8 protein-coding genes and 3 pseudogenes are annotated in these 12,876 nt (G+C 73.2%); 3 read left to right on the forward strand and 8 right to left on the reverse strand.

Translation table 11 applies throughout. The features are described 5' to 3' along the window. Positions 1-71: 71 nt before the first annotated feature. Positions 72-925, forward strand: a pseudogene (gene prcB / locus BM536_RS02315) (proteasome subunit beta). 9 nt (positions 926-934) lie between these two features. Here the strand turns inward: prcB and BM536_RS02320 are convergent. From BM536_RS02320 to BM536_RS02330, 3 genes are all read right to left on the reverse strand, one after another. After that, positions 935-1,633: a Type 1 glutamine amidotransferase-like domain-containing protein gene (locus tag BM536_RS02320; RefSeq protein WP_094102438.1), complete on the reverse strand. Its 699-nt coding sequence runs from the start codon at positions 1,631-1,633 to the stop codon at positions 935-937. Between the two features lie 62 nt (positions 1,634-1,695). Next, on the reverse strand, positions 1,696-2,655 hold the full coding sequence (locus BM536_RS02325; RefSeq protein WP_094102439.1) for a hypothetical protein: 960 nt from the start codon (positions 2,653-2,655) through the stop codon (positions 1,696-1,698). 12 nt (positions 2,656-2,667) lie between these two features. Further along, on the reverse strand, positions 2,668-4,137 hold the full coding sequence (locus BM536_RS02330) for an APC family permease (protein ID WP_073496561.1): 1,470 nt from the start codon (positions 4,135-4,137) through the stop codon (positions 2,668-2,670). Between the two features lie 329 nt (positions 4,138-4,466). Between BM536_RS02330 and BM536_RS02335 the strand changes: the two genes are divergently transcribed. Then, positions 4,467-4,940, forward strand: coding sequence for a DUF5709 domain-containing protein (locus BM536_RS02335; RefSeq protein WP_073496563.1), 474 nt, complete (start codon positions 4,467-4,469; stop codon positions 4,938-4,940). Positions 4,941-5,138: 198 nt separating this feature from the next. Here the strand turns inward: BM536_RS02335 and sthA are convergent, their stop codons facing one another. Beyond that, a complete protein-coding gene (gene sthA / locus BM536_RS02340) occupies positions 5,139-6,542 on the reverse strand; it encodes a Si-specific NAD(P)(+) transhydrogenase (RefSeq protein ID WP_073496565.1) in 1,404 nt (467 codons plus the stop codon). Between the two features lie 121 nt (positions 6,543-6,663). Continuing rightward, positions 6,664-6,870 carry a hypothetical protein gene (locus BM536_RS02345; protein ID WP_073496567.1) on the reverse strand — a complete coding sequence of 69 codons (207 nt, stop codon included), beginning with the start codon at positions 6,868-6,870 and terminating at the stop codon, positions 6,664-6,666. Positions 6,871-7,157: 287 nt separating this feature from the next. Between BM536_RS02345 and BM536_RS02350 the strand changes: the two genes are divergently transcribed. Then, entirely contained in the window at positions 7,158-7,760 is a 603-nt protein-coding gene (locus BM536_RS02350; RefSeq protein ID WP_143650767.1) for a hypothetical protein, read from the forward strand. Between the two features lie 48 nt (positions 7,761-7,808). Here the strand turns inward: BM536_RS02350 and BM536_RS40170 are convergent, their stop codons facing one another. From BM536_RS40170 to BM536_RS02365, 3 genes and pseudogenes are all read right to left on the reverse strand, one after another. Then, a complete protein-coding gene (locus BM536_RS40170) occupies positions 7,809-8,186 on the reverse strand; it encodes a hypothetical protein (protein ID WP_245873230.1) in 378 nt (125 codons plus the stop codon). A gap of 167 nt (positions 8,187-8,353) precedes the next feature. Further along, positions 8,354-9,709, reverse strand: a pseudogene (locus BM536_RS02360) (FAD-dependent oxidoreductase); the annotation flags it as partial. A gap of 181 nt (positions 9,710-9,890) precedes the next feature. Beyond that, a pseudogene (locus BM536_RS02365) lies at positions 9,891-12,583 on the reverse strand (SpoIIE family protein phosphatase). Between the last annotated feature and the right edge of the window lie 293 nt (positions 12,584-12,876).

Below are 12,876 nucleotides of genomic sequence, written 5' to 3' on the forward strand. Positions count from 1 at the left end.
CCTCGCGTTTCCCGCGCGCCCGCACCTGGTAGGACTCGAACGCAGCGGCCCGGCGGACGAGGGGGAGTGTCATGACGGGGAACGACCACGGCGGGCGGCCGGGGGCGGAGTTCTTCACCCCCGGCACCGCGTCCTTCACCGAGTTCCTGGCGGCCCACCGCCCCGAACTGCTCAGCACCCGCGGCGTCCTCCCGCACGGCGTACGTGCCGCGCCCGGCCAGGTCCCGCACGGCACCACCGTGCTGGCCCTCACCTTCCGCGACGGCGTCCTGATCGCCGGTGACCGCCGGGCCACCATGGGCAACGTCATCGCCCAGCGCGACCTGGAGAAGGTGCACCCGGCCGACGACCACACGGCCGTCGCCTTCGCCGGCACCGTAGGACTCGCGCTGGACCTGGTGAAGCTCTACCAGGTCGAGCTGGCGCACTTCGAGAAGATCGAGGGCACGGCGATGACCCTCGACGCGAAGGCGCGCCGCCTGGCCGCCATGATCCGCGGGAACCTCGGCCAGGCCATGCAGGGCCTCGCCGTGGTCCCGCTCCTCACGGGCTACGACGCCTCGGCGCCCGAGGGCCGCAGGGGCCGCATCTTCAGCTACGACGTCGTGGGCGGCCTCTACGAGAAGCGGGACTTCCACGCGGAGGGCTCCGGATCGCCTTACGCCGGGGGCGCGTTGAAGAAGCTGTTCCGGCCGGGCATGGACCGGCGCGAGGCCGCGCTGGCCGCCCTCCAGGCGCTGTACGACGCGGCCGACGACGATTCCGCCACCGGCGGCCCGGACCTCAACCGCCGGATCTTCCCCCTCGTGTCGGTCATCACGGGGACGGCTTCGAGCGCCTCCCCGAGTCGGAGACCGCCGCGCTGAGCCACGAGATGGTCGAGCGGCGGCGGAGCCTGCCGGACGGCCCCCGCACGACCCCCTGACCGGGTCCCTCAGACCGTGACGGGCACCTCCAAGACGCCGCCCCGGCCGTCCGGCTCCACCCGGTACACACGGGCGGTGGCCGTCCGGCCGGCCGTCTCCGTCAGCGTGCCCTCCGTGAACAGGGCGCCGACGCCGTCGTCCAGGGCCCAGCCGGCGGGCAGGGTGCCCGAGGCCACCGCCCGGCGGTAGGAGGGGCGGCGGCCCGGCTCGCCGTCGTAGTGCGGGCAGACCGACCCGGGCAGCAGCCCCAGGCCGTCGGGGAGATGGGTCAGCGGGCCGAAGGAGTCGGTGTGGGAGCCCTGCGCCCAGCAGTTGGCGCCGGCGCTGATCCCGCAGAGCAGCGTGCCACGGTGGTAGGCCTCGGTGAGCAGCCGGTCCACGCCGTGCGCGCGCCACACCACCAGCAGGTTCGCCGTGTTGCCCCCGCCCACGTAGACGACGTCCTGCGCCAGGAGGAACGCGCGCAGGGACGCGTCGTCCGCCTCGCGGCGGAACAGACGCAGGACGGACGGCTCGCAGTCGAGCGCGCCGAACGCCGTCAGGAACCGGTCGACGTACCCCTCGGCGTCGCCGCTCGCCGTCGGCACGAAGCAGACCTTGGGGCGGGCGGCGCGGGCGTGCCCCAGCACCCACGTGTCGAGAACCGCGTCGGCGTCCGTGGAGAAACCGCCCCCGAGGAGGGCGATCCGGCGGGGGCCGCCAGGCATGCCGGAAACCTGTGCGTCGTAACGGGACATGGCCCATTGTGGTTCGCGGCACGCGGAGTCGCTCAAGGAAGCGACGCCCACTGCGTGCGTCGGCGCACGATCTGCCGCACCGGGTCCCCCGTGTACGACCACGGGGTGCGGGTGAAGCGGCGGCCCAGCATCCGCAGCAGCGGGGCCGCCACCTCCTCCGCGCCCGCCATACAGGCCGCGTGCGTCAGGTAGTTGACGTCGCGCAGCTCGCCGGGGGCCACCTCGGAACCGGCGCGGCCCAGGATCCAGCGTTCCCAGGTGCGGCGGACGTCCCCGAGGGCGCCCTCGTGGTTCCAGTGCCGGCCGGGACCGACCGACGTGGAGCTGTCGCCCGCCGTGTCGAGGGCGTACCGGTACTCCTCCACGCGGGCGTACTGCACCAGCACCGGCAGCGGGCAGCCCGCCGGGGCCGCCCCCGCCGCGTCCCGTGCGAAGTCGTACATCAGGCCGTGCGTGCCGTGCCAGCGCGCCGAGTAGTAGTGCAGCACCTGAACGTGGCCCTCCATGCTGTGCGGGTCGCGCCGGTGCAACTCGTCCCACCAGCGGGCCAGTTCCCGCCGTCGTACGCCCGACGGGTACAGCCGCGCCACCGAGATCAGCGAGATCCACGGCGTCGGGTCCTCCGGACAGGCCTCGGCCGCGGCGAGGCAGGCCCGCACCGCGGCGTCCACCCGGTGCGGGCCGATCGGCACCCCCCGGCCCGCCGCGATGGCCACGTTGAACGCGCGGGTGGTCTCGGTGGCCGCGCGCAGCACCAGCGCGTCCGCGCTGTGCGGCTCGGCCGCCAGCCAGGTCTCCACCGTGGAACTGCCCGCGCAGGCCTGTGCGAGCGACCGCACCCGGTGCCCGCGGGCCGTCCGGTCGGGGCCGGTCGCCCGCAGGAGTTCCCGCAGGCCCTGCCAGCGTCCGATGACGATGTCCTGCCGGGCGGAGGAGAGGGCCGTGTCCCCGCAGTCGGGGTCGAAGTCGGGAGCGAAGCGGTCCCGCGCCATCGGGTCCCCCCTTCAGAAGTCGGTGGGGAGGCCCTCGTGGGCGGCGGAGTGCGCGGGCACGGTGCCTCCCGGCACGTAGTCGGCCCGGACGGTCCGTGAGGCGTCCAGCCGGGCCGGCCGGTAGTAGTCGCTGCCCTTGCGCCAGTACCAGAGCATCGGCACCACACCCACCGCGAGCCCGCCGAGGCCGATCGTGATCGCCGCCGTGCTCAGCTCGCCCAGCGACTCCACGAAGATCCAGAACATGAACACGGCGCCGCCCAGCGGCCACAGCCCACCGAAGAGGAAGACGGTCGGCGACTTCAGCAGCGTCCCGCGGTAGGCGACGACGACCGCGAGCCCGGCCAGGCCGTAGTAGACGGCGATCTGGAGTCCGATCGCCGAGATCGCGTCGGAGAGGATGTCGCCCACCGAGCCCAGCGCGTTGGAGGCGACGAACATGCCCAGCGCCACCGCGCCGACCACGGCGATCGCCACCCATGGCGTGTTCCAGGTGCCGTGCACCCGGCCCAGCGCGGCCGGCATCGTCCGGTCGCGGCCCATCGCGAACAGGGAGCGGGTGACCTGGACGAGGGTGGTCTCCAGGGTGGCCACCGTGGACAGCAGCACGGCCACGACCAGCAGCTTTCCGCCCCAGCCCGGCCACACCTCCTCACCGAGCACCGCGAGCACGTCGGCGCCGCTCTCCTCGACCTGGCGCGCGCCGAGGATGACGTTCACCGCGATGGTGAACACCTCGAAGACGAGGAAACCGACGCCCACCCCGATCAGGCCCGCGAGCCCCGTCGTGCGCCGGCTGTCGCGGGTCTCCTCGCTGAGGTTGCCGGTCACGTCCCAGCCCCAGTAGTAGAACGCGGCCACGAGCGCGCCCGCCGCGAACCCCGACCCGCCGTCGAAGTGGCCGAGACCCAGCCAGGACCAGTCGAAGGCGCGGGCGTGGTCGGTGTGGAAGACCGCGAGGACGGCGAACAGCGCGAGGATCGCCAGCTCCACCCCCGACATGACGAGCTGCGCCCGCACCGTGAGCCGGGCACCGCCCAGCACCACGCCCAGCATCAGCAGGAACCACACGGCGCCCACCAGGGTCGACAGCGCCGTGTCGTCGGCCAGGCCCTCGTCGAACAGGGCGAGGGTCATCGACCCGGCCGGCAGCGAACCCGCCACCATGAAGATCGTCGCCGACATGACCAGCGCCCAGCCGCTGACGAAGCCGAGGAACGGGTGGAGCGTGCGTCCCACCCAGGAGTAGCCGGCCCCCGCGTTGACGTCGATCCGGCCGAGATAGCGGAACGCCAGCGCGATGCCCAGCATCGGTATCGCGCAGTACAGCAGCGCCGCCGGACCGGCCACTCCCACCGCTCCGGCCAGCACCGCGGTCGTGGCGGCGATCGAGTACGCGGGTGCGCTGCCCGCGACCGCCATCACCACCGTGTCGAACGTGCCGAGGGCGTTCGCCTGAAGCCCTCTGCCGTTTTTGTTCATGGTCGTGCCGCTTTCCGTCGTGCACACCGGCGGGGCGGGGAAGGCCCGACGGCGTAGTAGGGGGTGGGGGTGCGCCGCCGCGCACCGGCGGGGGACGGCCTCGCGGCGCGGGCGGGAACGGGCGTGGTGGAACCGTCCCACCTCTGTGTCGGGGGCCGGTCACACGGAGTGTGCGAGTGATGATAGCTCCACCGTCCGAGCTGTCAGGATCGCCGGACGGGTAACGTCCGTATCCGCTCGTGCGGTTGGCATGTGACACGGTTGGGGCGCGCGTGACGGGATACGCGAACGGGGACAGTGCAGCCGGAACAGCACCCCGGGAGGGATCCATGGGCAGCGAGCCCGAGACGACCGCCGACGACGCCTACCAGCCCACCGGTGGCAACGAGGAGCAGGAGGACGCCGCGCCGCTCGACCTCCAGGACGCGCTCGACGAACGGACCTACGACGACATCCTGGACGAGGGCTACTCCCCGCCGGAGAAGCCGCTCGGCGTCACCAAGCACGGCACCACCGCGGCCGAGCAGCACGAGGGGGAGACCCTCGACCAGCGCCTCGCCCAGGAGGTCCCGGACGTGTCCGAGCCCGCCGGGGACGGCATCGGCGATCTTCCGCGCGGCGAGGGTGAACCGGTCGACCCGGAGGCGGGCGATGAGCGGGCCGGCCGCCTGGTCGCCCCCGACCAGGGCGCGCGAGCGGACGCCACCAAGGAGGAGGTCGCCGAGGACGTCGGCATCGACGGCGGCGCCGCGGGCGCGGAGGAGGCCGCCGTCCACGTGGTGGACGACGACAACCTTCCCTAGGGCCCTGTCGTTTGGATCACGCCGCGGACGCGGGGCCCGGCACGCGCATCCGCCGCGTTGTCGTCGGTTGCCGATGCTCCGCGTCGACGCCCTCCTCCGCCTCGCAGCCGCACGCACCGGACCCCGCTCACCGGCACTGAACAGCACCGTTGATCTCCTGCGGCCTGATCCGAACGACAGGCCCCAGGCACCCCCGGGTCAGTCCCCGATCCGGTCCAACTGCCGTAGCCGGTTGGTGGCGTCGAGGGCCGCGACCTTGTACGACTCGGCGAGCGTCGGGTAGTTGAAGACCGCGTCGACCAGGTAGTCGACGGTGCCGCCGAGACCCATCACGGACTGGCCGATGTGGATCAGCTCGGTCGCCCCGGAGCCGAAGCAGTGCACCCCCAGCAGGGTGCGGTCCTCGGGGGACACCAGCAGCTTCAGCATGCCGTGCGCGTCGCCGATGATCTGCCCGCGGGCCAGCTCGCGGTAGCGGGCGATGCCCACCTCGAACGGCACCCGGTCCTCGGTGAGCTGGTCCTCGGTCCGGCCGATGAAGCTGATCTCCGGAATGGTGTAGATGCCGATCGGCTGGAGCCGGTGCGTCCGCCCCACCGGTTCCCCGCAGGCGTGGTAGGCGGCTGCCCGGCCCTGCTCCATCGAGGTCGCGGCCAGCGCCGGGAAGCCGATCACGTCACCGACGGCGTAGATGTGCGGGACCTGCGTGCGGTAGTGCTCGTCCACCGTGATCCGCCCGCGCGCGTCCGCGGCCAGTCCGGCCTTCTCCAGCTCGAGTCCGTCGGTCAGGCCCTGTCGGCCCGCGGAGTACATCACCGCGTCCGCGGGGATCTTCTTGCCGCTCTCCAGCACGGTCAGCGTGCCCCGCGCATGCCGCTCGACGGCGGCCACGGTCTCCCCGAAACGGAAGGTGACCGCGAGGTCGCGCAGGTGGTACTTGAGCGACTCGACGACCTCGACGTCGCACATGTCGAGCATCCCGGCCCGCCGCTCCACCACCGTGACCCTGCTGCCCAGGGCGGCGAACATGCACGCGTACTCCATGCCGATGACCCCGGCGCCCACGATCACCATCGACCGCGGCACCCGCTCGATCGTGAGGACGTTGTCGGAGTCCAGGATCGTCCGGCCGTCGAACTCCACGCTCTCCGGCCGCGCCGGCCGGGTCCCGGTGGCGATCACGACGTGCCCGGCGGTCAGCAGCCGCTCCTGGCCGCCCGCCTCCCGCAGGGCGACCGTGCGGTCGTCGACGAACCGGCCGGTGCCGGAGTACAGGGCGACGTGGTTGCGGGACAACTGGCTGCGGATGACGTCGGTCTCCCGGCTCACCACGTGCTGGGTGCGCGCGGTCAGGTCGGCGACGGTGATGTCCTCCTTGAGGCGGTAGCTCTGCCCGTAGAGGTCGCGCTGGGTGAGGCCGGTGAGGTACAGCACCGCCTCGCGCAGGGTCTTGGAGGGGATGGTGCCGGTGTGGAGGGAGACACCGCCCAGCATGTCGGGGCGGTCGATCACGGCTACGCGGCGGCCGAGCTTGGCCGCCGCGATGGCGGCCTTCTGGCCGCCGGGGCCGGATCCGAGGACGAGCATGTCGAAGTCGGGCACCTCCGGAGTCTGTCAGCCGGAGGGCACCTCCGAAAGGGTGAACCGGCCTCGACCCGCCACCGGTTCGGAACCGGTTCACCAAGGGCCACCGGGCCCACGGGGTCCCCGGGGGTCCTGGAGGTCAGGGGAGCATCTTCTCGATGCTGTCCGGCCCTTCCGCCTCCAGCTTGCGCCGCGCCCACTCGAGGTTGCGCGGGGTGAGGTCCCGGCCGGCGGCCAGGACCATGTCCTCGGGCGACACCTCGGTGCCCGTGCGGGTGTGGAGCAGTTTGTCCGGGGTGACGCGCTCGGAGGGCGGCAGGGAGGGCTCGGGCTCTGAGATCGACATGGTCACGGCTCCTCGGCTCGGAGGGCTGCTGCGGGCCCGGTGCCGTCATGGGCCCACTAACACCATTCATCGTGGGAGCACACCTTGCATCCCGGGGGCTCCCCGAGGCCGGAGTACCGCTGTGCGCCGGGACGTAACGTCGGCCCGCCCGCGTTCGAGGAACGGGGTCCGGGGCGGGGCCGCGGGGTGCGGAAGGCCACGTCACGGCGGCCCCCGGACCGCACCGGCCGCGCCGGGCCCGTACGGCGGCGATCGCCGCGGGCGCCGCGGCCACGGTGCTCACCGGCGTGCTGGTGTGGACGCTGCTGCCGGACGGGGGCAGGGCGAGCGACGACACGGCCGGGCCGCGCGGCACGGCGTCCGGATCCACGAAGGCGACGGCCTCCGCCGGTGCGTCCTCCAGCGCGTCCCCCGTGGACGCCACCGCTGACGCCGTCGACCTCCTCAGCGCGGACGGCCTGCACAGGACCGTGGCGAAGCTGACCGAGGCGACGGGCGGCTCGAAGGTCGCCGACCTGGTCGTGTACGGGGAGTACGCCGTCGCCACCGCTCCCGTCCCTGGCCGCCCCAAGCTGTACGACCGCTACATCTACCGGGGCGCGGACGTGGCGGTGAAGTTCGGGCCCGGCGGCACCATCGCGCAGGGCACGGTCCCCGTCGACCTGAACGACTTCGCCTGGGACGCCGTGCCCGCACTGCTCACCAAGGCGGCCCGCACGCTCGGCATCCCGCAGCCGACCAGCCGCTACCTGGTCGTCAGCCCGGCCTCCACGACCTTGGACAGCGACCCGACGCTGAGCGTCTACCTCTCCGACGAGTACGGCAGCGCCTACCTGGAGGCCAACGCCCGCGGCGAGGTCATCGAGACCCACCCGCGCGACGACGGATGATCCCTCACACCGGCGTCTGTCCCGCCGGACGGACGCGCACGGGATCGGTCAGCCGCCCGCGCCGATCGCCCCGGCGAACGGGGCCCAGCGCAACCGCTCCGGGTGAGCCGCGCGTTCCCGGACGGGTCGTTCCGTCGAGGTCGGTCTCGCCGACGGTGTCCTGACCGTCCGCGATCCTGCGTCGGCTGCCGACAGCCGGCACACCACGGTCGCGCCGAGCCGGTCCGGCAGCGACGAGCCGTCGGTCGGATACCCCGTCAACTCGTACATCACGCGCGCCGCGGTGGCCTGCGGGGACTCGGCGGGCTCGGGAACACCCGAGCCGAGGGCAGCCCCAGCCGCCCCGCCCGCCCACCAGCAGCAGGCGTCCGGCGTACACGACGACCGCCTCCACCGAGCCCGGGGGGCAGCCCGCTCCGGTGTCATGGCCCACCGTTCCTTCCCGTACCGCGTGACCGTCCGGCCTCGTCCGGGCCTTCCTGCTCCCGTGCGGCCGCCGCAACGACGAGGGCCCGCGGACATCGGTCCACGGGCCCTTGCCACCAACGGTCACGCGCGCTTCCGCGGCGGCCGGTCACGCGCCGGTCAGGCGCGCTCTCGCGGAGCATGTCCTCGCGCTCGACGAGCTTCACGCGCTCGCGGCCCTGCGGCTCGCCCAGCGCCTTCTCCGCGGCGTCCAGCTTGTACCAGCCCTCCCAGGTGGTGAAGCGGACGTCCCGCTCGGCGAGGAACGCGTCCACCGCCTCGGGAGCGGGCGAGGACGGGGTGTGCAGACGGCCGTGGGCGAAGTCGTCCAGCAGGTTCGCCACCGTCTCGTTGGCGTCGCCCTTGGTGTGGCCGATCAGACCGACCGGGCCGCGCCGGATCCAGCCGGTGACATACGTCGACTGGAGGTGCGCGCCGCTCTCCTCGATGACCCGGCCGCCCTCGTCCGGGACCGTGCCCGAGTCGATGTCCCAGGGCAGTTTCGGCAGCTTCTCGGACAGGTAGCCGACGGCGCGGTAGACCGCGGTGACGTCCCAGTCCTTGAACTCGCCGGTGCCCTTGACGTTGCCGGTGCCGTCCAGGGCGGTGCGCTCGGTGCGCAGGCCCACGACCTTGCCGTCCTCGCCGAGGATCTCCGAGGGCGACTCGAAGAAGTGCAGGAACAGCTTGTGCGGACGGTCGCCGGTGTCGCGGATCGCCCAGTTCTCCAGCGTCTTGGCGACCATGTCGGCCTGCTTGTTGCCGCGCCGGGTGGCGATCGAGCCGTCGTCGTAGTCGATGTCCTCGGGGTCGACGATGACCTCGATGGTGGGGGAGTGGTCCAGCTCCCGCAGCTCCATCGGGGAGAACTTCGCCTGGGCGGGGCCGCGGCGGCCGAAGACGTGGATCTCCTGCGCCTTGTTGGCCTTGAGGCCCTCGTAGACGTTCGGCGGGATCTCCGTCGGCAGCAGCTCGTCGGCCGTCTTGGCGAGGATGCGGGCCACGTCCAGGGCGACGTTGCCGACGCCGAGGACGGCGACCTTCTCCGCCTCCAGCGGCCAGGTGCGCGGCACGTCCGGGTGGCCGTCGTACCAGGACACGAAGTCGGCGGCGCCGTGGGAGCCGTCGAGTTCGATGCCCGGGATCGACATCTCGCGGTCGGCCATGGCGCCGGTCGAGAAGATCACGGCGTCGTAGAAGGCACGCAGGTCGTCCAGGTTCAGGTCGGCCGGGTAGTCGACGTTGCCGAAGAGACGGATCTGCGGCTTGTCGAGGACCTGGTGCAGGGCCGTGATGATGCCCTTGATCCGGGGGTGGTCGGGGGCCACGCCGTACCGGATCAGACCGAACGGGGCCGGCATGCGCTCGAAGAGGTCGATGGAGACACCGGGGTCGGTGGCCACATCCGACTTGAGCAGCGCGTCGGCGGCGTAGATCCCGGCGGGGCCGGCTCCGACGATGGCTACCCGCAGGGGGCGGGGCATGATCAGGTTCCCTTCGAGTGGCGACAGATCGACTCGGGGGAAGCCTAAACTAAGGCAAACCTTACTCGGTACGCGGGTCCGGTCTATGAGCCCATAAACGTCCTTTATGAGTCGCGGCAGGGTGCGCGAGCCGCCCGGGGGGGGCCCCGCATGGCCACTCCGGAGGGCTACTCCTGAGGGCTCAGGGCAGTGACTGCTCCGCCCAGATCACCTTCCCGGTCGGCGTGTAGCGGGTGCCCCAGCGGTCCGTGAGCTGGGCGACCAGGAACAGCCCGCGCCCGCCCTCGTCCGTCATGGCCGCGTACCTCAGATGCGGCGAGGTGTTGCTGCTGTCGGAGACCTCGCAGATCAGGGTGCGGTCCCGCAGCAGCCGGACCCGGACGGGCGCGCTGCCGTACCGGATCGCGTTGGTGACCAGCTCGCTGAGGATCAGCTCCGTCGTGAACGACAGGTCCTCCAGGTCCCAGAGCGCCAGCCGCCGGGCCACCGCCGCCCGCACCTCGCCGACGGCCGCCGGGTCCACCGGCACCTCCCACTCGGCGACCCGGTCCGCTCCGAGCGCCCGCGTGCGGGCCACGATCAGGGCGATGTCGTCGTTCGGGCGGGCCGGCAGCAGCGACTCCAGGACCACCCGGCAGGTCTCCTCGGGCGAGCCGTCACCGCGTCCCAGCGCCAGGCGCAGCCGCTCCAGGCCGGTGTCGATGTCCTGCTTGCGGTCCTCCACCAGCCCGTCGGTGTACAGCACCAGCCGGCTGCCCTCCGCCAGCTCCACCTCGGCCGTCTCGAACGGCAGCCCGCCGAGCCCCAACGGCAGACCCGCCGGAACCTCCAGGAACTCCACCCGCCCGTCGGGATGGACCAGGGCGGGCGGCGGATGGCCGGCCCGGGCCACCGCGCAGCGCCGGGACACCGGGTCGTAGATGGCGTACAGGCAGGTCGCCCCCGCCACCGGCGCGCTGTTGCCGTCGGCCGCCTCGTCCTGGTCGATGCGGCTGACCATCTCGTCGAGCAGTACGAGGAGTTCCTCCGGCGCCAGGTCCAGGGCGGAGAAGTTGTGGACGGCGGTGCGCAGCCGCCCCATGGTGGCCGCGGCGTGCAGCCCGTGCCCGACGACGTCGCCGACGACCAGCGCGACGCGGGCGCCCGACAGCGGCAGTACGTCGAACCAGTCACCGCCGACGCCCGCCTGCGCGGGCAGATAGCGGTAGGCGATGTCCAGGGCGCCCTGCTCGGGCAGGGTGCGCGGCAGCAGGCTGCGCTGGAGGGTGACGGCCATGCCGTGCTCGCGGGTGAAGCGCCGCGCGTTGTCGATGGAGACCGCGGCCCGCGCCACCAGCTCCTCCGCGAGGGCGACCTCCTCCGGGTCGAAGGGCTGGGGCCGCTCCGAACGCCAGAAGCTCACCACGCCCAGCACCAGGGCCCCGGCCCGCACGGGCACGGTGATCAGCGAGTGGATGCCGAACCCCACCACCTGTTCCGTCCGCTCCAGGTCCTGCGCCCGCCAGCCCGGCGACTCGGCCAGCCGGGCCTCCAGGACGGGCCGGCCCCGGGCCAGGCTGCGGGACTGCGGGGACGACTCCACGAACCGGATCTGCTCACCCACCGCGTACAGCGGCGCGCCCTTGCGGATCGCGCTCATCGCGGTGCGCCGCAGCGCGCCCCGCGCCTCCGGTTCCTCGCCCGCCAGCACGGCGTCGAAGAGGTCGACGCACGCGAAGTCCGCGAACCGGGGCACGGCCAGCTCCGCCAGCTCCTCCGCGGTCCGTGTCACGTCCAGGCTCGTCCCGATGCCCACGCCGGCCGCGTAGAGCATGTCCAGGCGCTCGCGCGCCGCCTCGGCCCGGCCGGACAGGGCGCGCAGCTCGGTCGAGTCACGCAGCGTGGCGACGCTGCCGGCGGGCCGCCCGCGACGTCGGTGGGCCGCTGGTTGATCGCCAGCAGCCGTTCCCCGACCAGGTGCACCTCGTCCGTGGCCACCCGCCCGGAGGCGAGCAGTTCGGCGGTGTCGGCGTCCAGGCCCAGGTCGAACACCTTGCGGACCTCGGCGTCCGGGGGCAGGTCCAGCAGCCGGTGCGCCTCGTCGTTGGCCAGGAGCAGCTCGCCCTCGCCGCCGACGATGATCACCCCTTCGCGTACGGCGTGCAGGACCGCGTCGTGGTGCTCGTACATGCGGGTCATCTCGCGCGGGCCCAGGCCGTGCGTCTGGCGCAGCAGACGGCGGCTGACCAGGGCCGTACCCGCGGTGGCCAGGACGAGGGCCGCCACGGCCGTGGTCAGCACGAGCGGCAGCTGACGGTTGGCGTTCCCGCCGACGTGCTCCGTGGTGATGCCGGCCGACACCAGCCCGGCGACCCGGCCGTCGGCCGCCCTCACGGGCACCACGGCCTGCACGAGCCGCCCGATGGTCCCGTCGATCTCCTCGAGCACCGTCCCGCCGGCCTGCGCCGGGGCCAGCGTGCCGACGAACTGCTTGCCGATGCGGTCCGGCTTGGGGTGGGTGTAGCGGATGCCGTCGGGGTTCATGACGACGATGAAGTCGACCTCGGACGCCTCGCGCGCGGCCTCCGCCCGCGGCTGGAGCACCGCCGTCGGGTCGGGGCTGCGCAGCGCCTCCAGCATGCCCGGGGAGTTCGCGAAGGTCTCCGCGACGGCGAGCGAGCGGTTGCGGGCCTCCTGGGTGGTGTCGTGGCGCGCCTGGAGCACCAGGGCGACGACCGCCGCGACGCCCAGCAGCAGGACGACGACCACCTGGAGGACGAACACCTGCGCGGCGAGGCTGCGCCCGCCGAGCGTGGTCTCGGGCGTGCGCCGCACCAGCGGGCCCCGGGGACGACGGGCCGGCCGGGTACCCGATCGCCCCAGGAGTCGGACCATGTGCCATGTCTACACCGCCCGGCTCCGTCAGGCGAGGGGCGTTACGCGGTGTGATGGACCCGGCGCCACGGACGGCGCCGTGCGTCCGCACGGCTCCGTGGCAGCGGTCGCGGTGAACTGCCCGGCGACTGAGGCCGGCGCGCGTCGACGCCGGGTGCCTCCGCTTCACAGCTCCCCGACGCGCGTACGTCCGTCGGGGTGGCGCGGCGAGGGCTGCTACGGCCGTCAGGGGTTCCAGGACCGTCAGGGCTCCTACGACCGTCAGGGCGCCTGCGGCTCTCACCGTTCCCACC

This window comes from Streptomyces phaeoluteigriseus, from assembly GCF_001896135.2.
Lineage (GTDB): Bacteria > Actinomycetota > Actinomycetes > Streptomycetales > Streptomycetaceae > Streptomyces > Streptomyces phaeoluteigriseus.

What these genes read in the sequence shown, in the direction of transcription:
- BM536_RS02320 (WP_094102438.1), bottom strand. Translation starts at nt 1,633, where the DNA reads ATGCCTGGCGGCCCCCGCCGGATCGCCCTCCTCGGGGGCGGTTTCTCC.
- BM536_RS02345 (WP_073496567.1), bottom strand. Translation starts at nt 6,870, where the DNA reads ATGTCGATCTCAGAGCCCGAGCCCTCCCTGCCGCCCTCCGAGCGCGTC.
- BM536_RS02325 (WP_094102439.1), bottom strand. Translation starts at nt 2,655, where the DNA reads ATGGCGCGGGACCGCTTCGCTCCCGACTTCGACCCCGACTGCGGGGAC.
- BM536_RS02330 (WP_073496561.1), bottom strand. Translation starts at nt 4,137, where the DNA reads ATGAACAAAAACGGCAGAGGGCTTCAGGCGAACGCCCTCGGCACGTTC.
- BM536_RS02335 (WP_073496563.1), top strand. Translation starts at nt 4,467, where the DNA reads ATGGGCAGCGAGCCCGAGACGACCGCCGACGACGCCTACCAGCCCACC.
- BM536_RS40170 (WP_245873230.1), bottom strand. Translation starts at nt 8,186, where the DNA reads ATGACACCGGAGCGGGCTGCCCCCCGGGCTCGGTGGAGGCGGTCGTCG.